The sequence below is a fragment of the Alteromonas sp. a30 genome, assembly GCF_026788005.1.
GTDB lineage: Bacteria > Pseudomonadota > Gammaproteobacteria > Enterobacterales > Alteromonadaceae > Paraneptunicella.
Map to the genome: position 1 here is coordinate 37,590 of NZ_JABEPE010000012.1, position 25,240 is coordinate 62,829.

At 41.5% G+C, this 25,240-nt stretch carries 17 protein-coding genes; 6 read left to right on the forward strand and 11 right to left on the reverse strand.

Annotation, left to right across the window (positions count from 1 at the left end; translation table 11 throughout):
* Positions 1-7 precede the first annotated feature (7 nt).
* From HJG39_RS12610 to HJG39_RS12630, 5 genes are all read right to left on the reverse strand, one after another.
* Positions 8-3,112 carry a two-component regulator propeller domain-containing protein gene (locus HJG39_RS12610; protein ID WP_268409595.1) on the reverse strand — a complete coding sequence of 1,035 codons (3,105 nt, stop codon included), beginning with the start codon at positions 3,110-3,112 and terminating at the stop codon, positions 8-10.
* Positions 3,113-3,288: 176 nt separating this feature from the next.
* A complete protein-coding gene (locus HJG39_RS12615; RefSeq protein WP_268409596.1) occupies positions 3,289-4,938 on the reverse strand; it encodes a S8 family peptidase in 1,650 nt (549 codons plus the stop codon).
* A 1,639-nt stretch (positions 4,939-6,577) separates the two neighbouring features.
* Positions 6,578-7,075, reverse strand: a complete 498-nt coding sequence (ilvN, locus tag HJG39_RS12620; RefSeq protein WP_268409597.1) for an acetolactate synthase small subunit — start codon at positions 7,073-7,075, stop codon at positions 6,578-6,580.
* Positions 7,075-8,787 carry an acetolactate synthase 3 large subunit gene (locus HJG39_RS12625; protein ID WP_268409598.1) on the reverse strand — a complete coding sequence of 571 codons (1,713 nt, stop codon included), beginning with the start codon at positions 8,785-8,787 and terminating at the stop codon, positions 7,075-7,077. Before HJG39_RS12625 ends, ilvN begins: the two co-directional genes overlap by 1 nt.
* 325 nt (positions 8,788-9,112) lie before the next feature.
* Positions 9,113-9,931, reverse strand: a complete 819-nt coding sequence (locus tag HJG39_RS12630; protein ID WP_268409599.1) for a hypothetical protein — start codon at positions 9,929-9,931, stop codon at positions 9,113-9,115.
* A 752-nt stretch (positions 9,932-10,683) separates the two neighbouring features.
* Between HJG39_RS12630 and HJG39_RS12635 the strand changes: the two genes are divergently transcribed.
* Positions 10,684-11,007 (forward strand): hypothetical protein, encoded by a 324-nt coding sequence (locus HJG39_RS12635; protein WP_268409600.1) that lies wholly within the window; start codon positions 10,684-10,686, stop codon positions 11,005-11,007.
* 482 nt (positions 11,008-11,489) lie between these two features.
* Complete coding sequence (locus HJG39_RS12640; RefSeq protein ID WP_268409601.1) at positions 11,490-12,533, forward strand: hypothetical protein; 1,044 nt, start codon at positions 11,490-11,492, stop codon at positions 12,531-12,533.
* Here HJG39_RS12640 and HJG39_RS12645 read toward each other — a convergent pair.
* From HJG39_RS12645 to HJG39_RS12655, 3 genes are all read right to left on the reverse strand, one after another.
* Entirely contained in the window at positions 12,521-13,129 is a 609-nt protein-coding gene (locus tag HJG39_RS12645) for a phosphatase PAP2 family protein (RefSeq protein ID WP_268409602.1), read from the reverse strand. The genes HJG39_RS12640 and HJG39_RS12645 overlap by 13 nt on opposite strands.
* A 14-nt stretch (positions 13,130-13,143) precedes the next feature.
* A complete protein-coding gene (locus HJG39_RS12650; protein ID WP_268409603.1) occupies positions 13,144-14,118 on the reverse strand; it encodes a tyrosine-type recombinase/integrase in 975 nt (324 codons plus the stop codon).
* 208 nt (positions 14,119-14,326) lie between these two features.
* Positions 14,327-14,707 carry a hypothetical protein gene (locus HJG39_RS12655; protein ID WP_268409604.1) on the reverse strand — a complete coding sequence of 127 codons (381 nt, stop codon included), beginning with the start codon at positions 14,705-14,707 and terminating at the stop codon, positions 14,327-14,329.
* Between the two features lie 212 nt (positions 14,708-14,919).
* On the opposite strand from HJG39_RS12655, the gene HJG39_RS12660 reads away from it, so the two are divergent.
* Positions 14,920-15,696 carry a hypothetical protein gene (locus tag HJG39_RS12660; RefSeq protein ID WP_268409605.1) on the forward strand — a complete coding sequence of 259 codons (777 nt, stop codon included), beginning with the start codon at positions 14,920-14,922 and terminating at the stop codon, positions 15,694-15,696.
* Here the strand turns inward: HJG39_RS12660 and HJG39_RS12665 are convergent.
* Positions 15,693-15,932 (reverse strand): TM2 domain-containing protein, encoded by a 240-nt coding sequence (locus tag HJG39_RS12665; protein ID WP_268409606.1) that lies wholly within the window; start codon positions 15,930-15,932, stop codon positions 15,693-15,695. The two genes, HJG39_RS12660 and HJG39_RS12665, sit on opposite strands and share 4 nt — an antisense overlap.
* Positions 15,933-16,206: 274 nt before the next feature.
* Between HJG39_RS12665 and HJG39_RS12670 the strand changes: the two genes are divergently transcribed.
* The gene (locus HJG39_RS12670; protein WP_268409607.1) at positions 16,207-17,754 is read left to right on the forward strand and encodes a KAP family P-loop NTPase fold protein; all 1,548 of its coding nucleotides are present in this window, start codon (positions 16,207-16,209) and stop codon (positions 17,752-17,754) included.
* A gap of 22 nt (positions 17,755-17,776) precedes the next feature.
* Positions 17,777-20,629, forward strand: coding sequence for an NACHT domain-containing protein (locus HJG39_RS12675; protein WP_268409608.1), 2,853 nt, complete (start codon positions 17,777-17,779; stop codon positions 20,627-20,629).
* A gap of 159 nt (positions 20,630-20,788) precedes the next feature.
* Here the strand turns inward: HJG39_RS12675 and HJG39_RS12680 are convergent, their stop codons facing one another.
* Positions 20,789-21,148, reverse strand: coding sequence for a hypothetical protein (locus HJG39_RS12680; RefSeq protein ID WP_268409609.1), 360 nt, complete (start codon positions 21,146-21,148; stop codon positions 20,789-20,791).
* Between the two features lie 982 nt (positions 21,149-22,130).
* Between HJG39_RS12680 and HJG39_RS12685 the strand changes: the two genes are divergently transcribed.
* Positions 22,131-22,766: a hypothetical protein gene (locus HJG39_RS12685; protein ID WP_268409610.1), complete on the forward strand. Its 636-nt coding sequence runs from the start codon at positions 22,131-22,133 to the stop codon at positions 22,764-22,766.
* A gap of 442 nt (positions 22,767-23,208) precedes the next feature.
* On the opposite strand, the gene parE is transcribed toward HJG39_RS12685, so the two are convergent.
* Positions 23,209-25,107 (reverse strand): DNA topoisomerase IV subunit B, encoded by a 1,899-nt coding sequence (gene parE / locus HJG39_RS12690; protein WP_268409611.1) that lies wholly within the window; start codon positions 25,105-25,107, stop codon positions 23,209-23,211.
* Positions 25,108-25,240: the final 133 nt, after the last annotated feature.

A 25,240-nucleotide genomic window follows, 5' to 3' on the forward strand; every position in this document is an offset into this window, starting at 1 on the left:
AATTAATTTACGCTTTACTGGTATCAAGAATTTTAACCAGCCCTTCCACTTCTTTGATGTGCTTACAGCGCAATAACTCGTTCAAATACAGCTCATTAATTTCTCGAGTCGGGCCAATGACCCCACACCAATTACCTTTTTCCATTTTGGCAGAATACAGCGCTTTATCTGCCACCATAGAAACCTGATCCCAAGATAGAGCCCGAGGATTTTCATGGTCAAAGGGATAAAAACCAAAACCAGCGGAACAAGTCAGTTGAATCTTCTGCTTAAAGTAGAAAAAGCTACCTGCTTTCAATGAGCCATAAAGGTTCTCAATCCAAGCGCAGGTTTCTTGTTTGTCCTTAACTTCTCCTACCAACATAAATTCATCACCACCCCAACGAATAAGGTGGAATTCTTTTGGAATACGCTCTTGTATCATCCTCGCGAGGTGACAAATTGCCGCATCACCCGCAGCATGACCAAAAGTATCGTTAATTGGCTTAAGATTATCCATATCTAACAACATAATAAGCATATGTTGCGCTTCTTTACCTAGCGTCATATGAGCTTGATCAATAATACTTAAACGCTGCCCGAGATAGGCATTAAGAAAGTGCCGATTGTTAAGTCCTGTTAAGGCATCAACTCGATAAGCTGCTTCCAGTTCATTATTCAATGCCGTAAGTTTATTATTCTGATCTTCCAACTCTTTGGTTCTTTCCGCAACAACGCGCTCCAAACGTTTCCGTTGTGCTTCCTCTTGTGCAAACTTTTTCAGTTGGTGTTGAATCAACGACATGATGATAATACTGATAATCGCTGCATAGGCGCCAAAGGCATAAATCGTTAACCACGGAGCCGGCTCAACTTTTACGGGTAAATTGATTTGTGGTTCACTCCATTTACCGTTGTGATTGGATGCTTTCACCATAAAGGTATAGGAACCCGCTGGCAGGTTTGTATAGGTTGCTCGACGCAAATTACCCACACTTACCCAATCACTATCAAAATGTTCAAGTTTATATTGATATTGATTCTTCTCTGGCGCAGCGAAATCTAAAGCAACGAAATCAAACGCAACCAGATAATCATTATACGCGAGGGTAATTTTCGAGTGAGTATCTCCATCAAACTCTGAATTATTAATGCCTGACACACTCAGCAACTCAACGTTTGGCGGATTAGAATCTATTGGGTCAAAATCGGCTGAAAAATGGTTGAAGCCGTTACTACCACCAAAGTAGATTTCACCATTTGAGCGCTTTAGTACCGCGCCTTGATTGAAATCATAGCCTTGCAAACCGTGACTTTTGTCGAAATACTCAACACTGCCATCTTGAGGATGATAACGCACAAGCCCTTTGTTAGAAGACATCCAAATACGGCCTTCATTATCTTCGGCAAAGCCGTACACCGTATTACTTGGTAATCCTTCTTGACGCCCAATATGCAAGAACCTTGGAATGCCTTTTCTGCGATCTTCTTTGAGCCATAAGTTAACGCCATTCCCTTCGGTTGCAATCCAATAATTGCCACGCGTATCTTCAAATAAGTGCCACACCATATTTGAGCTTAGGCTCTCTTTTATCACAGGATCGTGTTGGTAACGGTAAAAACGATTTGTGTCACGATCAAATCGGTTTAGCCCAGAAACCGTCGCCAACCAAAGGTGTCCATCAGCGCCTTCATGAATTTGCATCACATTATTTGAAGATAACGACCTATCGTTGCTTGGATTCGCGGTATAAGTCACAAAACCGCCCCCAACCTTTCGGCTCAAACCACCGTTATAGGTTGATACCCAAATATCACCATGCTTATCTTGATAAATATCCGTTACACCGTTTGAAGGCAGACTTGTTGAATCATCGGGATCATTAACAAAATACTGAATTTCAGCATCAGGAGATGGGATATAAACGAGTCCCTCTGCTCGCGTGCCAATCCACAATCCATCGTCTTTATCAACGAAAATACTCATGACACGGTTATCAGGTAAGCCATTATCCTCGGAAATAATTGTGTAGTGACTGCTTTGTTGTTCTTGTATTAACACCCCTCCACCATAAGTCGCGATAGCAAAGTCTCCTGACTTGAACTCAGCAAACCCGGTAATGTTGGCGTGATCGTGACTTTTTGAAATACGCGGTAAAGTATGATTAAAGCGATCCGTAATAGGATTCCATTTGTTTAAGCCTCTGAATGTGCCTAGCCAAATTAAACCATTGGTGTCTTCAAAAATACTCAGAACGCGATTGCTACTTAAACTGTTTGGATTGGTATCAGAATGGCGAATTTGGACGACTTCATCATCATCTCGAATTAAGTTCACACCATCATCTGTGCCAACCCATATAACACCTTCGCTATCTTCTAACAACGATAGTACGCGGTTATCGCTGAGGCCCTCAGATTGAAACGGCTCATTTTTAAAATGCGAGAGTGTTTCGGTGCCTAAATGAAAGCGATACAGGCCTTCTGAGGCTGTTCCTATCCATATATTGCCCTTTTCATCAGCCAGTAAACTTCTAATATGCGCATTTTGAATATCAATACCTGAGAAAACATCTTCGAATGCTCGCCATTCCGACAGAGACGCATCATAGATCCGAATGCCTCCACCATCACTTCCCACCCAAATACGCCCCAATTTGTCTTCGGTAAAAGCGGTTATGGATGGATGACTTGCGGCATCTCCTTGTAATTTATAGTTTACGATTTCAATCTTTTCTTCGTCAGGAATTATCCGATCCAGCCCATGTTCGAAGGTTCCAACCCAAATATGTTGTCTTGAATCGATAAAAATAGACTGAATACGATCACTGGATAGGGACTGCGCACCGATCCGAGTTGACTGATTTGTAAGGGGGTTAAAGCGGTTTATTCCACCACCGAATGTGCCTAACCAAATATTGCCACTATCGTCAATGGCCATATCGGTAATCACATCACTGGAAAGCGATTTGGGATTTTGCGGTTCATGACGAAATGGCTCGAAATTGAAGCCATCAAAGCGATCTAAACCTTCTTCTGTGGCGATCCACAGGAAACCACGCTGGTCTTGGATAACACCTCTAACAACTTCTTGGGCAAGACCTCTATCGATATCATAAACATCAAATCGCATTTCTGAGCTATGCGCAGAAAACGATCCTAAGAAGATAAACAATAAGATAAGGAGATAACGGATATACATCGAACCACGGTTAATAAAAGTTGCAAACGCTGTTTTAACAAATAAAAAAGCTCAGGTAAAACCTGAGCTAAGATCTTTTCTAACTTTGTTATCGCCCAAAATGTATTTTACATGACAGGGTGTACCGCAATAACTGCACTGGCATCGACCACAGAGTTAGTATCCATCCATGTTTCGGCGTTATCGCCTAATGTAGAATCGCGCCATAAGTTACCGTCACGCCATAAGTTACCATCGCGCCATAAGTTACCATCGCGCCATAAGTTACCGTCGCGCCATAAGTTACCGTCACGCCACAAGTTACCATCACGCCACAAGTTACCATCAGTTGCAGGATCACCACCTGAGCCATCATATTCCATTAGAGGGCCAACATAATGTTCACTGCCTAAAATATCAGCTTCAATATTCATGTTTTGATTGGCGCAGAAATCGGCATCACTATTCACAGCCTCTTCAACGTTTATTAAACCCGAACCTTGGAGTAATGCGCTCACAGCACCATCAGTTCCATTCAATAATGGGTTAGCTGTATCTATAAGACGACATTTAATCTGATCAGGTGTTAAGTTAGGATTGGCAGAAAGGAGTAAAGCAACGGCACCGGAAACAACCCCTGTAGCTTGCGAAGTACCAGACATTGAATAATACTCACCCGCTGCGTGGGTACTTGGATACATTACTGGAATGTCAGCATTACCTGGCATCTTGCCTACGAGCTTACTACCGTAAGCAACAACTTCGGGCTTAGCGAAGCCTTCAACCGTTGGTCCCGCAGACGAGAATGTTGCAACGCCATCGTCACTGGTGTCGAATGCAGTATTAGAATCGGTTGCCGCCCCAACCGTAATAATGTACGGCACATTACCTGGTACACCGATAGTTGGCTCATCAGAACCACGGTTTCCCGCTGAAGCAACTACAACGATGCCTGCTTGCCATGCTTTCATAACCGCGACATTAACCGGGTCATCCCAATAAAAACTCTGAGCTGGCGCACTAAAAGACATATTCAACACGCGAATATTGAAAACGTCTTTGTAAGCGATTGCCCACTCAATACCTTTAATTACGTTAACATAAGAACCAGCACCCGACTGGTCGAATGCTTTCACACCCACTAAGTTAACATTGGGCGCCATACCAAAATAATCTGAATCTAAGTCTTGATCGCTGCTCGCGATAATGGAAGAAATATGCGTACCATGTCCGTTTTCGTCGCTATTTTGTGTACTGAAAGCATCAGCGAAAACATCATATGTGCCAAGAATTCGTGAGTCACCTTGTGCGTTATTAGATAAGCCACTCATCGGTTGAATACCAGTATCTAAAACTGCCACGGCAATATCATTGCCCATGGTACCGCTAAGTTGTAGGTTTTTCGCAAAAGTTTGTTCTATCAGCGTGGTATCAACCTCATTGCCATTCGCGCCATTACTTTGAACATAATCTTGCTTGGCATTTTGAATAGGGGCAAAGCTGGATACCGCCACTTGTGCATTGCGACTAATTTTTAGGTTTCCTGTTTTAGCTAGTTTAGCCAACTGCTTTGCAGTCAAGTCGGCAACGACTCCATTTATTAGCGGAAGTTTCTCATTTATTTGCGCACCGCTTTTTATAACACTATTAAGTGCAATTTCTGATGAGTCCGCCATAACAATGTACTGCTTTGTTTTTTCAGCATCCTCGTTATTAATTAGTAGCGTGCTAGTTGATGCCAATATAAGCGTTGGCAGAGCAAGAGAAAACAGTTTCATAACAATAGTTCCTTTGAGTTCAACTAAATCATTTTTTTATTTAATAAACCGCCAGCAATAAATAATGCTTTGGGCGAGTAACGTTGAAATTCCCTTTCTTATTTACCCTTATTGCCTACATCGAGTAATCAATAAAAAATGACGTCAAAGAGGCTACAGCTATAAAAGGTAAAGTTCAATCTCCCGAATAGCAAAAGTAGTCGATACCACTTACTTTTTTTACTCCTACGCCCGCACTTTTATCTATTATTGTTAGCAATGACGTAAAGCAAAGTAACAACAGAAGCGAATATTCAAGCGGAACAAAAACACATAAAAAAATATTAACGTCTTCCTTTAAAAACTATTCCAACAAATACACAATTGGATAAGATCCTTAATTTAGAGTGAGAAAACATTGGTTTTTAATTTAAATATTCCGCTTTTCACTCTTGTCATATTCCCTCCATGAGTTAGATGTAATGTAAGAAGATAGTCCGCATTTTGGTTATTAATCTAGCGACAATTATTGTTACTTAGCCGACACCCCCCAAAAATGCAAGATAGTCGATTGTTTTATATGATTTTATGCCTTTTAATAAATGATGGTCATTTTCCGCAAAACGGTCAATATTATCTCCCAAAGGGAGATTTTTATACATAATTCGTGCATTCTAATTCAGTAAATTGACCAACGAACAGACGTCAACGGCTCGGATAATATACTTACCCACTTATAGATGTTAGCGCATATCTATGGTAATTTTTCTAACCGCTTTACAAATGTAACAAAGTGAAATCAAAACAACCATGCGCGAGATCAATTTACAGAATATTAAATAAAGATAATTAAGGGTTATCTAAAAGCAAAAAGCAGGAATTTAAAAAACGTTTAAGGAAAACGCTTACAGAATTGATTTAATACTAAGATATATATTTTCGATATACCTCATCATCACACGCCCTTAGTAACTTCGAAATTAATAGTAGACTAGAAAAACAATTAGGACCAAAAACTGTAAAAAATTAGAAAACTAAAAATACTAAACTTAATCAAATAGTTACCTAAAAGAGCGACAATTCCACAATAAAATTTGCTCAAGCATAAATGTAGAATCTAAATTTAAATAGATTATTGGCGCTTTAATAACTTAATGAAAAAACGCTATTTTTTCCTAAATCACATGGAAACGTATCGCTCAAAGCTAGTTCCTTTCATTAATAAAAATGCCTTAAAACGCTTTTCAAGCTCCAACCCCTTAGCGCATCGTCAATGGCGCTTTTGCACTCAGTTAAGGAAGAAGCTAGGAAACCTACAAGAAAGCGCTATACCAAGCTCTAGCAAGCTCTATAGTTAGAGGTTATCTGGCGTTTACATGGTTTGCTCTATGAAGAAGTAACAACGCTGTGACAGAATGAGAAATGAATTGCTAAACCTTAACTACATAACCACAGCGTTACTTTACAAGCCTGAAGTTATATCCGAGCCAACAATTAGCTACATGAAAAAGCACAAGTGCATCAGGCTCGGTAGGGAAGAAAGGGGAAAAGGTTTAGAAAAAACCTGTCTTCAAAATGAAAAAAGCGCACCCATCCAATAAGATAGAAGGTGCGCAATCGGCCTTAACGACAGAAATCGTTATATCTGTTTTAGCGGATGCTAGATGTGAAGTGATTTTTCTCCTCGAGACAGCCCGCATACACCAGTTCTCGACACTTCAACGACATCTGTGTAATCACTCATCGAAGTTAGGAAAGCATCCAGTTTTTCACTGGAGCCGGTCGTTTGAATGGTATAAGTTTTAGCACTGACATCGAGAATCTGAGCCCGGAAAATATCCACATTGCGTTTTACTTCAGCGCGGATCTGCTCAGTAGGCGTTGACACTTTTAACAACATTAATTCTCTTTCTATGTGCTCACCTTCAGTCAAATCCATGACTTTGAACACATCCACCAGCTTATTAATCTGTTTTGTAATTTGCTCAATGACTTTATCGTCACCGTGCGTCGTGATAGTTAAACGCGATAAGGTTGGATCGCCTGTGGTGGTAACACACAATGAATCCACGTTATAACCACGCTGGGAAAATAACCCTACGATGCGAGATAATGCGCCCGGCTCATTCTCCATTAATACAGAAATTATCCGTCTCATTAGGTACGCTCCGTCTTGCTTAACTTCATATCGGCCATAGAGCCGTTCTTGATTTGCATTGGGTAAACGTGCTCAGTGGGATCAACGGCCACGTCAACGAACACCAACCTATCAGTTAACGAAAAACACTGTTGCATGGCGGCATCCAATTCTGACGGGTGATCAACCTTAATCCCAACATGTCCATAAGCCTCAACTAATTTCACAAAATCAGGCATGGACTCCATATAAGAATGCGAATGACGACCTTGATAAATCATATCCTGCCACTGCCTTACCATGCCAAGTGAACGATTATTTAAACAGATGATTTTTACAGGCAAATTATACTGTAAGCAGGTAGATAGCTCTTGAATATTCATTTGAATACTGGCATCACCCGTGATTACCGTTGAAACGGCTTCAGGAAAGGCAAACTGTACCCCCATTGCTGCCGGCAAACCAAATCCCATCGTGCCTAAACCACCAGAATTAATCCATTGACGCGGTTTAGCAAAAGGATAATACAAAGCTGCAAACATTTGATGCTGTCCTACATCAGAACTAACGTAAGCTTCCCCCTTTGTGTGTTTGTACAAAGCTTCAACGACTTGCTGAGGTTTAATAACGTCTACATCCGACGCATAATTCAAGCACTTGCGCGTTCGCCAACTTTCAATTTGCTGCCACCAATCAACAAGCTTTTCTTCCTGCTTTTCAGAATTAACCGACTTAAGGTAAGGCGTAAGCTGCTCCAAAACACGCTCGACAGATCCCACGATTGGAATATGAGCGTTAATAGTTTTGGATATAGAAGCAGGATCAACATCAATATGAATGATGTTTGCTTCCGGGCAAAATTTATCGATGTTATTGGTGACACGATCATCAAAACGCGCGCCCAGAGCCAAAATACAATCCGCGTGGTGCATCGCTTTGTTAGCTTCCATCGTACCATGCATCCCAAGCATACCGATGCATTGAGGATGCTGTCCCGGAATAGCCCCTAGCCCCATTAATGTTGTAGTAACCGGCGCTTTTAATTGTTCAGCTAATGCTAAAAGTTGGCCAGTTTCACTGGCTTTCAAACCGCCACCACCAACATAAATTACTGGTCGTTTCGCTTCTTTTAGCACGTCAGCGGCTTTACGAACTTGTCGACCATGCCCTTTTTCAGTGGGGTTGTATGAACGGATCGACACCTTGTCAGGAAACTGATATTGACGTACATCCTGAACAATATCTTTTGGCAAATCGATAACAACTGGACCCGGTCGCCCACTATTCGCAATGTAATAGGCTTTGGCAATAGCAGCAGGAATATCTTCGGCGCGTTTAACAAGAAAGCTATGCTTTACGATGGGGCGTGAACACCCAATCATATCGGTTTCTTGGAAAGCATCTTCACCTATGTGAGTAGAAGGCACTTGCCCCGAGAGCACCACCATGGGAATAGAGTCCATGTAAGCTGTCGCTATACCGGTAATGGTGTTAGTCGCACCCGGACCCGACGTGACCAGCACAGTGCCAGTTTGCCCTGTCGCCCGTGCATAACCATCCGCCATATGAGCCGCGGCTTGTTCATGGCGGACGAGGATGTGTTTAACGTCGTCTTGGGCAAATAACGCATCATAAATATCAAGAACAGCGCCACCGGGATAACCAAAAACGTATTTAACACCAAGGTCCCGAAGCGCCCGGATTACCATTTCGGCCCCAGACATCATCTCCACTTGTATCACTCCTCAAAATTGAAAAAGGCAACTTAAGAAATGAATATAAGTGAGTTCGACTCAAGATGAAACCGTTCCGACCTGAAAAACGAAATTACATCCTAAATAATGAAAATAAGCAGGATAAATACAATCCAAGAATCATTGTTGAATCACAAATTAGTATTTAAATCCTACTTCTATCTATAAGTAAATTAACAAATTTGCAACAATCTTACCTAGTGCTGTCCACGATTAGTAACCAGCCTTCTCTGAAAAGAAACTAACTCTAACAGCGTTATTATCACGTCATATAGAGAAGCGCCCACCACGCCTCAAATAATTTTTATTTCCCGCTCACAATGCTCGTATCCGCAGAGCAACCTGCTGAATTACACGCGCGAATCCGAAATTGACGATTGCTCACCTTATTATCGCGCCATGTCATTTTAGGTGAGTAACTAATATAACGATGGGGTTCGCTAGTAGAGGCGGTGTTTAACGTTGAATCGATAAAATGCGTGTCGATTTCATAATAGTCAGCCTCTGAGACAGGCGACCACATTAGGGTTATCCCTTGGTTAAACTCATCAATAATCGTTTGAGACTGGCTTGGTGACGATGGGATAGCGGCGGGTGCATCATAATCAATTGTGAGTTTATAGGAAGCTGACATGAAGTTTTTGCAAATTTCGGATTGAAGATGATTGCACTCTAAATCTACCGAATAATTAGTGACTTTAGAATACACATTGAATTTTACACGATTTAATTCCATGCCATTAAAAGCAGATAGATTACTCCCACTTTCAATGCTGCGGGGACGCACGCCTGAAATGACAGTATCCGTTGTTGAAGCTTGCACACCACCAGCGGAAACCGTCATACCATAATTCCCCCAGATCAATCCGTTCGCTAAAATATTGGGGTTGGTATAGTAACCAAAATTAACACGTACATTGGTGATAATACTGCCTTGGGGCGCTTCGCATTGCTCGACTTTAAATTGAGAAGCTTTGAGGTCGCCAACACTATCACGGTTATCCCAAGACATCGCAGGATCTGCTAAATGCAACCGATCAATAACACAAGATGCAGCAGAAACGTTTTTAGAACTCATTACAGCAAAGGCCAAAAGGGCAATTATTTTAAAATGCTTACTCATATCTACCACCTATCTGTTATGACAATACATCTTCTCTTTCGATATATTTAATAGTAGCAACGCCACAGAAAACAAAGGTATGAGTAGATGACATTGGTTATGGTATGATTTTTGATCCATACGCGATTGTATTTAATTAGCAGCGGGGAAGTCATGTGGTGTTTAACTACTCTGTAGCCAAAAGCCTTATAAAACCTGAGCTAACCAACCTCTAAAGCCCAAATAAATCGTTCGCCAATAACTTTATACTCAAACGAATAGCAACATACGATTGTCAAAATCGACATATTTGTATGACTGATTTCATCTCAAAACGCTCAAAGCCCACTTCAAAAGCATTAAAAAGGTGTTACAAACGATCCCTAAAACCCCCTTACATGCCGTTGTAACAACCTAAAATAAGCTTTCATGTGTTAACAAATCGCCAATTTATGAAAGGAATTTACCTAAAAATACAAATAATCATGTAATTTTTAGATCAAATGAAAATATACAACAGATACTAACGTTATATACATTTATGTTTTATTCTTATTTTTCAATCACTTAAACATTTAACACTTCAATAACAACCCGATTTAAACCTGTATTAACGTTCCATTTATAGTAATTAAACAACATTCTTGTTTTAACTGCGCTAGAGTGATTACGTGCTCAGAAGTTGATAGGCACACAACACAAACATCCGAAACCGAACCACGCACTCAAAAAACAAGGTTTCGACTACCTAAGAACAATATGAGGATTTAACAATGAAAAAATTACTTTTAGCCACAACAGCCTTACTTTCATGCTATGCATCTGCCAGCGATTCATTCGACAAAGAGTTAGTTTTTGTTGGCAACCAAGAATTAGCGAACTTCTGTAAAGCCGTTGCCAAAGACGACGTAAGCTTGCTACGCAGAAGCTTCAGCAATAAAGTGGGCGTGTTCGCAACCAGCAAAGCAGGCGTTTACGAATTACTACTTAACGAAGAAAACTTGTCTTGCAACGGCAAAGGTATCAAAGAGTTTTCAAAGGAAAGAAACGCCGACCAAGTATTAAGCTACTTGCAAACCGTTGAACAGGGAATTTAATCAAACAGGATATTTCTTATGCATCGTGCACAAAGGTGCCTGCCCGACGTTTCAGAGGCAGGCTTTTTTGTATCACGCATCCGCCATTTCATAAAACAAGTGCAACCCCATTAGGTAGATATTGATACCTTTAAAAACCTATGATTAAATCCCATCTGCGAGTATTAGGTTTCTAGAATCCACACCCATTCTATTTGCTGTCCCTTATTTGTTGCTTGCCTAAATAGCCGTGTTTAATTGTCATTCACCCATAGAGATTTATCGCAAACTCGCCGTGGATACTTCCATGTAGGCTCCACAGCCGCTTCCCTGCGGCTGAGGGTTTGCTCCTAATTCTCTAAAGGTGACTGATAGTTTGGAACAGATATTTAGTCGCGCGGAAAGAGCCAGCAGCCAACTGCGTATTACGCATTTCCACCAATGCAGCTCCCGCTCCGACACCGCAAATTTGGTTTTTAATAATAAATGGATAACTAGGAATTATGGAAAGAGCTGTTAGATTAAGCCCTTCTTCTATCGCCATTCTTTATTGTCTAGTGGCGAGTATTTCCGTTGGCTTAGCCAGTTATTTTGAAGGAACATTGATTGATGATGTAAAGCTTATTATCAATGAAAAGGAAGTTATTCAATATGCTTATGCTAAAAACCACTCCACCATCATTAACTTCCTTTTGCTCAATCCTCTCGCTATCTATTTTCTACTAAAGTCTCAGAGTGGATACGCGCAATCCTATCGTTACTTTAAACACAAATGGGAGCTACCTTACTACCACAGCATAGGGATGGTCGTGATATCCGCTATCGTCGGAACTGGCTTAATGCACTTCTACTACAAAGGTTTTATTGGAGGTGTCTTCTTCACTGCCGCATTTGAGCCCAATTCGCAAGGAAAAGCCGAAGTGTCAGTTACGGGGGCACTTATCTTTCTATGGACCTCTCTTTATATGTCATTCTTATGTTTTAGCTCCATAATATATGGACGGTACATTTTGTTTATTCGCGACAGAAAAGTTGCAGAATTTGGCATTTCTTTAACGAAAACAGTTCACAGAAGTATTTCAGTAGCCATAGCGCCATGCGTTTATATTATGTACGCACTTACCACATTATTTGTTGTTCTTTGTATTTTCATTTTGAGAGATTATGTGCAATTCAACATCGACGAAAGTCGGCGAATTTGGTTGCTTGCCCCTTATTTACTCATGGGATTGTGCTCAGCTTTACCCTTTTTTCATTTGCATAACGTAATGACGTTTCAAAAAACAGCAATTTTAAATAAAAGTACCAGTGAAGCTGAGAAGCGTTTTTTAGATGGTGCTATTTCACCAAATTGGAGTTCTCTAGATTTAGATCGAGTGGTATCAGTTGCTGAACTCATAGAAAAGTCTACTAAGTTTTGCGACAACTTGAGAGTTTGGCCAGTTCACTTTCAAACACTAACCATCCCCAATATCAGTTTCGCTATTTCACTACTAACGTTAAGTTATAAAATCGTTTCGCACTTTTTTGTTACTCAAACAGTATAAATACTAAGGTGTAGCACAAACACCAACCAACCTAACAAAGCGCCTGCTGGAATATCTATTAGATAATGTTGCTTGGTATAAATTGCACTAACCGCTATGAGCGCAGGCATGACAAGAACCCAAACGCCATCAATAACAAAAGATCCATATACATTATAGATAATGTGTAATGCAGTAAGCACAGACGTTGCAACATGCATGGATGGAAAACAGTTCCCACCCTTATCAAAGTGATGAACCAAACTCAGAAATCGTTTGGATAACGAGCCTTTCGAATCATATTCCCGCCAATGTGGAGGGGTTTTTACTGGAAAGAAGTAAGCGATGGTTAACTGACATAGCAGCAAAATGAGAAAGTTAAGAACCACATAACAAAACTGTTTTAGATCGTTAACGGTTAGAACTATCGATGCAATAAAGGGATAGTAGAAAAAAGAATACACCCAAACCCAGCGAGGCCGAAAGGGGATTTTCTCATCAAATGATATGAGTAGCTTTTTTGAGGGTTTTAATGGGAACTTCTGAGGAAGAAAATATATTTGATAACCGCCAAGTATCAGGACAATAGTTAAAAAGGTTGCAACCGTGATGTCCAAAAGCTCCATAATTCCTAGTTATCCATACTACGAACCCTCCCCCTTACGTTGGCTTGAGATACTTTTTCTTTGAGCTGTTTGTCGTTAACGTGGGTGTAAATTTCGGTGGTTGATATGCTGCTGTGGCCTAACAGTCGTTGTACGAAGCGAATGTCTAAGCCAGATTCTAATAGCTCACAGGCGGCGCTGTGTCGCAGCATGTGTGGCGTCACTTTTTGTTTGGTATAAGCATTTTCGGCGTTATCTTTAATAAGTTTTCGGATAAATTGTGTGGAAGCGGCTTTGCCACGGCTGTTAACTAATAAGTTGTCGGTATCCGGTTCGCAAATGCCGCGCAGTTTTAGGTAAGACTCCACTAAATCGCATATTTCTTCGTCTGGCAGGAACACATACCGTTCTCGCGCACCTTTGCCTAAAATTTTAATTTTGCGATCATAAATATCAACGCAATTAATGCTGATACCGGACAACTCCCCTACCCGAATTCCGGTGCTAAGCATCAGCTCTATCGACACCAAAGTAGTTAGCTTGTTAAGGCTTTTCTTGCGCGTCACCAGTTTCGCCAAACGCGAGTAACGGTAACTTTGCCGCTTAGTGAGCCCCAAATCCGACTTCGCTTGTACTATCATGGCGTTAAGTTCGTTTGCCGGTACGTTTTTGGGTAAACGTCGCGCACTTTTTATGTTGGCTCGGAACTTATGAAACGGATTAATCTCGATCATTTCTTCATGTTCAAGCCACTTAAACATAGCTCGAATACATGCAAGTTTGCGCTTTATGGATGAGGGCGCAAGCGATTCGTCAGCAAGATGCTCATGAAATGCTTGTAGCTCAAATTTGGTAATATTCTGGATGGGAAACTGCTTACCAATACACGACATAAACTGTGTCATATCAATGTTATAAGCTTTCAAAGAATGACGAGAGAGATTTTTGTTTTTACTGCAAATTTGCAGATAATGAGAACAAATACTGCTTAAGGTGTTCACAACAACTACCAACAAATCAAAAACATTATGTTACTGATTTTTAAGCAGTATAGAAATTAAATATCCGAAAATTGTCGTTTATTATTGCCGTTGTCTATTTGATGTATCGCCAGAATATAGATAACCCACCCATTTGGTTATATATTTATCTTCTGGCGATATCGTTATTGCCTGAATCTAAAACGATGCTTCCATCATGTCCTCAGTTTTAAAACCCTGATTCATAATACATGCGCGACAAATTGGTTGTTTCGTAAGTACCATCATCATACAACACTATTGCCGTGGCCGTTTTCGGCGAATATGCTGGTAGTGTTACAGTACACTGCGTACCACCACTACAACTACTCGCGCCACCTTGCCATATAACTTGTTGAATAGGTTTAGAAATATTCTTCAAGTAAAAACGCCCTGTTGTGCTGTTGCTGAAAGAAAAGTCGAAACCATCACAGTGCGCGGTACCATTTCCTAGGGTATTTCCGCCAGCGCCCGGTTTAAGGTACACATCACAAACTAAATCGGTGGCAAATGCTTGCGTTGTCATTAATAGCGCAGATGTTAAAGCAAGGTTTTTAAGTGTATTTCTCATTATTTACATCCTTCGTTTATTTTCTAGTTAGGTGATTTTTACTTCCATCTCGGAAAATAAGCCTAGAAAATGTAACCAATATTTGACGTATTTATACTTAAACCCAATTTAAAATATTGATACTTTTTAACCGTAAACGCTGCTTTTCTTGACTCCGAAAGCATTCTCTTTTTTACTGGTAAATTCCTGTTACCGATAACAACACATGACCCATGCTTTCACTCTTTAAAACCAAACCTTTGCTAGACGACGGTAGTGCTGAAATCCTTATTAACCTGTTCGTTTGGTGCGCGGAGCATTTTGATCACACCTATTTTTTAGCATCCACACGCGTGGTAGAACCAACCGGCGAGTTTTTTCCCGAAAAAGTCAGTAGCATAGAAGAAATGTCACAAACGTTATTCTCGCGCGTTAAAGAATATGCAGGTTTGTCTCAATGGCCAATTAACCTAGCGCAGCCGAATCAATTACCTTGGCAACAACAATTTCCTTTTTTCCAATTTGAAGATGCATTGCGCGGGGAAAATGCACAATTGATGGTGCAGCCTCCGCATCCAGTGTTTTTATCTTACAATCCAAATCAAATTAACCAGCCGCAAGATTTAGTGTCGAGCATGGCAAACGGCTTGGCCTTGGTCATGTTGCATCATGTGGCAAAAAAGCCCTCTGAAGATGCCGACTTAGCCTTGCTTGCCGATGCGCTTTCCATTTACTTAGGCTTTGGCGTAATGATCACCAATACGGCATATCACTTTCGGGGAAGCTGCGCTTCTTGTTATAACCCTTATGCAAATCGACAAGCGGCGTTAGCCGAGGATGAATGTGTGTTTTTGCATGCTCTAGTTTGCTATTTCAAACCGGAAGTAGATGGTGCGAAGCATTTAAAACCGCATTTAAAAGCAATGTTCAAGCGCGCAAAAAAGCAAATTGAAGATATATTGGTAGACAGCGCGAACCCGCTATTGCTAGCAATGGCCGCAAACGCCTAAATGGCTTTTTCTACTTGTATTGGCTTGTTGTATTTAGCGTCGAACTCTTCTTCGCTCATAAACAAGTACAAAATAAACTCAACTAACGCAACAACGCTGGGGATAAAAGTCCAAAAGAAGACGAGGTAAATCCATCCCCATAACGTTTGCCCTAAATAAAATTTATGGATACCAAAGCCACCAGCAAGCAACGCAATGGTTGCTGCAACATTCTTATTTTTAACTTTGTTGCTCATCGTGCTAACTCCTTGCAGATTGGCGTTTAAACCAGTGCATTCGTAACTGAATTTGCATTTAAACTTTCATTTAGATTTGCAAAGTTGGGCCTTGGATTAGAACACCCAGCCACATACCACGCAAGGCGAAGCTTCGAAGCAAGTTGTAAGGATTTCCTTCTTAAATTTAAGCACAAGCTTCTATTTTATTTAACCACGGTGGCTGAGCGGTTGACTTTCTATCCATTGCTTGTAAATTTTCCTCTCTTCATTCTGGAAATCACGGAAGACAGCTATGCCTCAAGACCACTATAAAACGCTTAATGACGCGCCTTATTTAAATGATGACTTTTACTGTCATTTTGTTAATGAGTTGGCACACGAAATTGGGGCTTCTAAACCGCCTAAAACACTCGCTATTACAGGTTATTGGGGCAGCGGTAAAACCTCTGCTTTAGCTCAGTTATTTAGAAGGCTAACGGGGAAGCTCCCGGAATCCATCAGTAATGGCTGGAACAACCATTCGGGTGCAGAATCAAGTATCGATAGCTTACACACAACCGAACAAGCACCTCCCCTAGAAAATTATATTGGCGTTTGGTTTGAAGCATGGCGTTATCAGCACGAAGAGCAACCTATCGTCGCTCTGTTGCACGCTATTAAAGAAGAGTTTAGCTGGTTACAAAAGCTGAAAACGTCAGGTAAAAAAATGCTGGATTTAACCGTGCTCGGTTCCCTTAGTATTTTCGATTCCGCGATTAAAGTCGCAACCAAAACCAGCGGCGACTTAAAAAACATGCCAAAGCTTGCGGAGAAATACGAAAAGGACAACCTCCTCGCCACGCTACCCACGGATAAAATTCACTTAGCACTAAAAGAAGCCATTGATGCTTTGTTAAGTTCGCAGAAAAGTGACGCCACGAACAACAAGCCCGCAGATAAACTTCTGATTTTTATCGATGATTTAGACCGCTGCCAACCGCAAGCCGCATTAAAATTGCTTGAAGGCTTAAAGTTGTATTTGAGTATACCCAACTGCGTTATCGTGATGGCAATTGACCAAGCTCAACTAGAACATGCCATTTCATCCGAATTTGGAGAGTCACCTCAAAAATACTTTATGGGCGTGGAATATTTAGAAAAATTATGTCAGGACGCGCATCGCCTGCCGTTAATGACGCAGGAAAAAGGCGCAGCACTGATCAAAACAGAACTAACGCGCTTGTTATCTATCACCGACGGGGATGAAACCAATATTCCATTGCTATCATTGCTTAATGACATGGAAGACATCATTCACTCATCTCGCTGCTTACCGGCGAATCCTCGGCGCATTAAAATGATAGTTAATCGGCTAGCACGCCACATTCGCTATGAATTACGCCAATCTAACAACGAACAAGCTGATGTGAACGACTCACAGTGGCAACTGAAAATTCGCGGCATGTTGCTGCTGGCTTGCTTGTATGTAAGCTACCGACAAATTTACGAGCAATTAGAATGGGATATTGATTTTTACGACGATTTACACAAATTCTCCCTGCCCGACAGCACGTTTTCAGAGGATGAATTAAAACACAGTCCGTTAGAGGGCTTACGCCAACCTGATGTCAACACTCACCATATCGGAGAACCCCCATCGGATTTATCGGTTTTACGCCCCATGAAAATCATTCAGTCGATGGACGATATAGAAGCGAAGATACAAAAGGAGCTTGAAAATAGGCGCTTAGAAAACAAAACACCGATTTCAAATAGTGTGATTGCAGAGCGACTGCGTAAGCAACAAAACGATGATTTTAAAGCGGTGTTAAAGCAGCTTATCCACGCTTATAATGGTTAGCATAAGTCAGTAGAGTAAGTTCATGACAACAGCAAAATTGCCCCTCCCAAAATTTGAATTGCCCGACGATAAAACCTTCATTGATTTATTCGATAGCGACCTGTTTTACTATTTAAACTCGTTGCAAACGGACAATCGCTACCTTGACAACCAAGGGTTGGCAATGGACGACCAAGAATATACAGGTTCGTCGAATAAAGTATCGCTAGATTCCTTGTATATTTTCCCGGCGGCTTCCAAAGAGCGCATTGATCCAGACGACATGGTCAAACAGAACAAAAAACAAGAATTAGACTTTTTATTACGTTTGCCAACGGTCATTGCCGACAACCCGCGTGTAACCCTGTTGGGCGACCCCGGCATTGGTAAATCTACCTTTATACAATGGCTAACTTTGTCTCTTTCTAGCCAAAGCGAGAACGCGGGGAAAAATTGGTTCAATCATTTGCTACCAGTCGTCATTACCGCTCGTAAACTCCGCAAGCCAACAAACGACACTAGCAGCGAATACTTTCTTAAAATGATATGCAGTAGCATGGGAACCGCTGGCGCGTTATTGGAAGAGTCAAGCGACACCTTCCAGCATTGCTTAAGCACCGGACAAGCCATTGTATTGGTTGATGGGGTGGATGAAATTGGTGTAGACACCAGCCGATGGTTGTCTGCTAGCTTAAAACAGTTTTTCAGCGACTACCCAAAAGTTCGCCTGATTCTAACCGCTCGCGTTGTTGGGTTTGATAGCCAAGAATTTTGGCATCCGAAAACCCCAGAAGAACGAGAAAAAGAGCATGAGAAAAAACACGAAAAAGAACTCAAAGAAGCCTTAAAGGCTCTTGAGGACATATCCAGCAAAGTAGGTTATAGCAAGCTACCTGACGAACCGGTTTACCCGCATTTTTATTTAGCACCTTTTGATACTGAACGACGTGCGCAGTATGTGGATAATTGGACACGGCTCTATTTACCGAAAAAAACCGAAAGCGAAAGCTTTGCCAACACGCTACGAACAACTTGCCAAGATGCCCACTATTTGGATGCCTTAAGCCGCAACCCCGTTTTGCTAACCATGATCTGCTTTATTCAGTGGCGTGTGGGGCAACTGCCTAACGGTCGAGCGGAGCTATACCAGCGTATTATTGCTACCTATTTAGTGGCACTAGACAGAGCCAGAAAAACCGAAGTAGGATTTACCGCCGACAATATGGAGTATCACTTCGACGATATTAAGCTTTGGTTAGGCAAACTCGCATGGCAAATGCAGTGCGCGAATTTATTAAGTTTGAATCTGGAAAATGCCGATGCAGACCCTGTTTACCCGCATGACGAGAATAGCATTGGGTTTATATTTGGTACTAGACGAGATACCACCATATATCAAAGCGATTTAACGCGCTTTTTTGCAGTACAGTTGGCCCAAGTGATTTGCAGCGAAGAAGAATTAGATGAAGTTGAATCTACAGAAGACCCAGACTCGCTGCCTGCCAGTGCAGTAAAAGAAGCTGAAAAGCTTATTGATTTTTTAAAAAAACGAACCGGTTTTTTAATTCCCAAAGGAATCGGCCAAAAAAGTGAAGACGCTCCACCAGAAGACTTCTTCTCTTTTAGTCACTTATCCTTTCAGGAGTATTTTGCAGGTTATTATTTAAGTGAAAACTGGCCTGAGTGGGCTAAAGAAGATGAAACGATCAAGCTGCTACAAAACAGTATCCTCGATGAAAACTGGATTGAAGTATGGCAATTGGCATTTGAGGAATCGTCCCGTAAACAGCAATCCGATATGCTTAAGCAGTTATTTGAGCATTCCCGCAAGTTCATTAGCCTCCAAGATGAGCATCTCTTATTACAAGCCAAAGTGGTCATGAACCCGACCATTAAGCTAAAGCTGAAAGACCGACAAAAACACATCAAAACGCTGTGGGAAAAGGTAGCTGGTAGAGAATTAAATTTCGTGTTCCTTACCTCGTCATCAGATCAAATTATCAATACCTTGTGGAAAACAAGTTTTGGTTCGCTCGATATTCTAATAGCCCAATCACCGAAAGCGTTATCGCTAAGTGGCATTTTCACCCAAGATAAAGCAGAAGTATTAAATCAATTAACCGCACTAGAAGAATTGGATATTTCCGATAGCCAGATTCACGCACTGCCTCATTTAAGTCACTTGCAGCAATTACGCCGTTTAAAAGCGAACGATGCAGAACTATTGAACATTAATAACCTGCAAGCCCTGAATCAGCTTGAGATCTTGGATTTAGGTGGGAATCCGATAGAAAGTTTCTCGCCCCTTGCTTCACTAACTCGGCTTAAAACCCTTTCTATAAATTATATTGATTGGATTGACTGTCGTGATATAGCAGGTTTGACACAACTGGAAGAGCTAATGTGCGAGCACAACACAATTTTACACTGTGAATACCTTGGCAAGCTAACAAACTTAAAAACGCTAAGTTTAGAGGGTGCAACATTAACCAGCACAGAGGTGCTAACCCAGTTAATAAACTTAGAACGACTAGATTTGAGCTTTTGCAGTATCGCTGAACTGCCATCTTTATCCAACTTACTTTCACTTAAACGATTCAATATACATTCCAATGACCTTACAGATCTATCTGCATTAGCCAGCTCAACCTCACTTGAATATCTTGATCTTGAAGACAACGAGATTTCCGACCTACGCCCTCTAACCGGACTAAAAAATCTGACATGGCTTTATCTCAGAAGTAATCCAATAACGGATCTTTCCCCATTGGTGCATTGCCAAAACCTAAAACGATTGTTTTTGGATGAAGAACAACTTGAGAGACTAGACACCTCCGTACTCACCCAACATTTAACAGAGTTAGAAATTGTAGATAGAGATGAAATACCGTTTTAGGAAAAGTAGATTGCTGAGGAGAGCTGAATTTCATAACACCAAACCCACAAAAAACGCCTCTTATAAAACACAAGAGGCGATGAGTTTAGCAGTAGGTTTTGAAATAGCAGTTAGTAACCGCTTTAATGGCAGATTGAATGGCAAATGCAGTAAAACCGCCTACCTACGGTGCTTATAAAACCCCGAATTTGGCACGGGAGGCAAAGCACAAGCGATGCCTAGTAAGCTTCGAATTGCTTGATTATGATCCGCTTTGGTTTCGTCTTGGCGCAACTGTAATTCTTCTGCCGAACTCATTAATGCGCACTTTGCACTATGATTGGTGATAACCAACTGCCCTTCGCAAATCATCATCGACACTGGCATCAATGATGTAAAGCCAAAGGTATTTAATAAGGCGGCATCAATTTGAAGACCATTTTCGCCAATTTCAAAATGCTCAATGTGAAACACATCAGCGTCCGCATTTAATAAATTAACACTACCCTCATTCGCGGGGTTTTGTGTACCATCACTCATAGTCAAAGAGCCTCTGTTCTAGGTTGTTTGATTAGCTGAGTTTTAGGGTTGCGCCCCTTTAACTCAGCGATTAGACATTTAAATAGCTCGCTTCTTTCCATCACCTGACTATCTTTTTAGCTTTACTCAGAACCAAGCCTATTTACACAAGCTTTATGTGTACTGCTTTAGCCAAAATGAGTTGAATTCATCCAAACAAGTTATGCTCACCAGAACAAACCAGCGCTTTGAATTCAAAAACAAGAAAGACAATTAAATATCTCAATTGAAACTTATCATAGTTCTTTGAGAAACAGCATGCAGGAAATGCAATAAACCCAGACAAAATTAGAATAAAAAGGCCATAAATATGTACTAGCGTTATAACTGCTCAGCTTGGTATGCAATCTGAGAAAGAAAGGGTTCAGGGGCAGGCAAAAGATAAATTTAACGTTTGAAACTTCTCTTTTTAACAGGCGTAATTTGATTAATATGGAAAAGCACGCCATTGTTTCTGCAATCTGTAAGTAACCCGTCTTTATTAAACCTCGCGGCCCACTTACGTGGTTGCTTTTTTCTTCAGTAGCGCAAAAATCTACTGGCTATCCAACAACTCCGCTCATCATTAATCTTCGCGCCTGATTCAATACCAATGAGGCAAAAACAAACGGGAATAAGGTACATGGCATTACCACCTGAAATATTATTTTAAATTAAATAGGCTAATTTTTTGTGAATTAGTTAACTTTTTTAACGGAACCATTGACCCCAAAAATCACACAAATGTGAAAATCAAAATCATTGCTGATTAATATTTCTCATATTAGAAAATTTTTTAGTGTTTACGGTAAATCATCTACACACAACATACAAAATTAGCGCAATATAGACACATCGAATCCCATCATTTTTACTATTGTGAAATTACCTTTTTGAGAATATATTTACCTGCGCTTGATACTATTAATCGAGTTTGTGATAAATAAAAAAAAGGAAAAAGAGAATGAAATTTAAAACTTTAGCAAAAGTCTTATTACCTCTTGCGGCTTTATTCGGTTCGACAACATCGTTTGCTGGTGATGAACAAGTAAACTGCCGTAGTGAAACATCAACTCAAGCAATTTATGAAGGAACAGCCTTTTGTACTGCGTACTACGTCGAAAACAATGGGTCTTTCAGAACGCAGCTTTTAGGCGGTCACTTTAATGCCGCTCCAGTACAATATCGCACCGTTTACTCGAACTTCTACGGTTATGATGGCAACCTTTACTTTGCTCAATGTCAAGCAACCGTACCTTTCTCACATAACGAGCAGATTAGTACAACCGTTTGTGACTACACGCCTAAGTCTAGCTTCACACCGCATGCCAACGGCTTTAACGGCATTGGCCGTGTAAACATTGTCGACAATGCTTCTGACCGTGATGGCAGCATTGTAAAAACAGAATGGTGGGTTGATGGCACATATAAAGGCACAACCAAACCTTCGTTAGCCACTTATGTAACTAGAACCTACAGCATTCGCCAAAGAGTGACTGACAACGACGGTTACACCGATGAATCAACACGCTCAATTAGAGTCGTTCCAGGCGACTTTGATGACTGTGGCCGTCGTGGTAGAGACGAGTTATGCCCATAACACTTAGTGTAAATGTAGAGTAAGTTCACACGGTTTATTGACGTACTTACTCCAAACTTATACTTCAGGCATATCGGTGAAATCCGGTATGCCTGACTCCGACTTTTCTATCCTGAAAAGTCTACCTTTCACACAGCGATACGGTTTCTTGTACTACTAGGAGTTATGGTAGCACCAGCTCCGATTCAACTACGTCAAGCCGTTATGTTTTCGATAGCATCATTAGTCGTGAATTTATAACCGGTGCGGTTTGGGGCAGTGACAACCGTTTACACGGTGTTTCTGGCTGGACAAATATTCCTTACTCTTAGGCTCAAGTCGCCACTTAAGTTTGTGACGAGACGCAATTCAAACTTTGCGTTGTCTTCTTCAACAGGCACGTCAGGTACGCACAAGTTATTATCTCTAACAAAGCCCTATAACGTTATCCTACAATTTGCGTTTAAACCTCAACTTCCGCTAAATTGCCTTTGTTTTCGAGCCATTCTTTGCGATCGGGCGAGCGCTTCTTAGCGAGTAGCATGTCCATCAATTCCAACATGGAGGTGTCGTCATCCACGGTCAGTTGCACTAAACGACGTGTATTTGGGTCCATTGTGGTTTCACGCAGTTGCAGCGGGTTCATTTCCCCCAAGCCTTTGAAGCGCTGTACGTTAACTTTGCCACGTTTCTTCTCGGCTTCAATGCGTTCTAAAATGCCTGCTTTTTCTGCTTCATCTAATGCATAAAAGACTTCTTTACCCACATCGACGCGGTATAACGGCGGCATTGCCACGTAAACATGACCCGCGTTCACAAGCGTCCTGAAATGCTTTACAAAAAGCGCGCAAAGTAGCGTAGCAATGTGCAACCCGTCTGAGTCGGCGTCCGCTAGGATGCACACTTTTCCGTAGCGTAAGCTGGATATATCCTCGTTATCTGGGTCAATACCAAGGGCAACGGAAATATCGTGAATTTCTTGTGAGGCTAATACTTGTGAAGAATCGACTTCCCAGCTATTCAAGATTTTACCGCGTAACGGCATGATAGCTTGAAAGTCTCTGTCTCGAGCTTGTTTAGCTGAGCCTCCCGCAGAGTCCCCTTCCACTAAGAAAAGCTCCGAACGAGAAGGGTCTTGCGTAGTGCAATCAGTAAGCTTGCCCGGTAATGCGGGGCCTTGAGTCACTTTTTTACGCGCGACTTTTTTGCTTTGACGCAAGCGGCGCTGTGCATTATTGATACACATTTGCGCCAGCTGGTCGGAAATATCAATATGTTGGTTAAGCCACAAACTGAACGCATCTTTTACTACGCCAGAAACAAAGGCTGACGCTTGGCGAGAGGACAAACGTTCTTTAGTTTGCCCTGCAAATTGTGGATCCTGCATTTTGGTCGACAAAATATAGCTGCATCGTTCCCAAATATCTTCCGGTGTGAGCTTAACACCACGAGGGAGCAAGTTACGGAATTCACAAAACTCACGCATGGCTTCTAACAAGCCTTGTCGTAACCCGTTAACATGGGTGCCGCCTTGCGCCGTTGGAATAAGATTTACATAGCTTTCGGCAACAATTTCTCCGCCTTCTGGCAACCAAATAACCGCCCAATCAGCGGCCTCAGTTTTACCCGCAAACACACCAACAAAGGGTTCGTTTTCTGGCAAGGTTTCATACTGCTGTGCATGTTGCATCAGGTAATCACGGAGGCCATCTTCGTAGTGCCATTCGTGACTTTCTTTGGCAATTTTATTGTCGAAGCGGATTTTCAACCCCGGGCAAAGCACGGCTTTAGCTCGAAGAATATGCATTAATTTGCTAACGGAAAATTTAGCGGAATCGAAATAGCTGGCATCCGGCCAAAAGTGTACACGCGTTCCTGTATTGCGTTTGCCACAGGCATCAATCACGGCTAAGTCTTCTACTTTGTCGCCGCTTTCAAACGCCATTTGGTAGACTTTGCTGTCACGGCGCACGGTCACTTCAACGCGGGTGGATAACGCGTTAACAACGGAAATCCCTACCCCGTGCAACCCCCCAGAAAATTCATAGTTTTTGTTAGAGAATTTACCGCCAGCATGCAACTTGGTCATGATAAGTTCAACGCCCGGAATGCCTTCCTCGGGGTGAATATCAACAGGCATCCCACGACCATCATCAATCACCTCCATTGAATTATCTTCATGCAAGACAACTTTAATTGAGGAGGCAAATCCCGCCAACGCTTCATCAACGCTATTATCAATAACCTCTTGGCTCAAATGATTTGGGCGTTGCGTGTCTGTGTACATGCCCGGACGACGACGTACCGGTTCCAGTCCGTTGAGGACTTCAATGGCTTCTGCGTTATAGCTTTGATTGGTCATGAGCAGCTTATTTTATGTGTGTGATACAAACTTCGGCGCACAGCGCGCACCTCTCAGATAGTAGCAATTCGAGGAATTTTCAGCAATGCTCGGCGCATTTCTGAGTGGCATTACCCACACTCGCCCAGCATTT

What these genes read in the sequence shown, in the direction of transcription:
- HJG39_RS12630 (WP_268409599.1), bottom strand. Translation starts at nt 9,931, where the DNA reads ATGAGTAAGCATTTTAAAATAATTGCCCTTTTGGCCTTTGCTGTAATG.
- HJG39_RS12670 (WP_268409607.1), top strand. Translation starts at nt 16,207, where the DNA reads ATGCCTCAAGACCACTATAAAACGCTTAATGACGCGCCTTATTTAAAT.
- HJG39_RS12635 (WP_268409600.1), top strand. Translation starts at nt 10,684, where the DNA reads ATGAAAAAATTACTTTTAGCCACAACAGCCTTACTTTCATGCTATGCA.
- HJG39_RS12655 (WP_268409604.1), bottom strand. Translation starts at nt 14,707, where the DNA reads ATGAGAAATACACTTAAAAACCTTGCTTTAACATCTGCGCTATTAATG.
- parE (WP_268409611.1), bottom strand. Translation starts at nt 25,107, where the DNA reads ATGACCAATCAAAGCTATAACGCAGAAGCCATTGAAGTCCTCAACGGA.
- ilvN (WP_268409597.1), bottom strand. Translation starts at nt 7,075, where the DNA reads ATGAGACGGATAATTTCTGTATTAATGGAGAATGAGCCGGGCGCATTA.
- HJG39_RS12660 (WP_268409605.1), top strand. Translation starts at nt 14,920, where the DNA reads ATGCTTTCACTCTTTAAAACCAAACCTTTGCTAGACGACGGTAGTGCT.
- HJG39_RS12680 (WP_268409609.1), bottom strand. Translation starts at nt 21,148, where the DNA reads ATGAGTGATGGTACACAAAACCCCGCGAATGAGGGTAGTGTTAATTTA.
- HJG39_RS12610 (WP_268409595.1), bottom strand. Translation starts at nt 3,112, where the DNA reads ATGCGATTTGATGTTTATGATATCGATAGAGGTCTTGCCCAAGAAGTT.
- HJG39_RS12685 (WP_268409610.1), top strand. Translation starts at nt 22,131, where the DNA reads ATGAAATTTAAAACTTTAGCAAAAGTCTTATTACCTCTTGCGGCTTTA.
- HJG39_RS12615 (WP_268409596.1), bottom strand. Translation starts at nt 4,938, where the DNA reads ATGAAACTGTTTTCTCTTGCTCTGCCAACGCTTATATTGGCATCAACT.
- HJG39_RS12675 (WP_268409608.1), top strand. Translation starts at nt 17,777, where the DNA reads ATGACAACAGCAAAATTGCCCCTCCCAAAATTTGAATTGCCCGACGAT.
- HJG39_RS12665 (WP_268409606.1), bottom strand. Translation starts at nt 15,932, where the DNA reads ATGAGCAACAAAGTTAAAAATAAGAATGTTGCAGCAACCATTGCGTTG.
- HJG39_RS12640 (WP_268409601.1), top strand. Translation starts at nt 11,490, where the DNA reads ATGGAAAGAGCTGTTAGATTAAGCCCTTCTTCTATCGCCATTCTTTAT.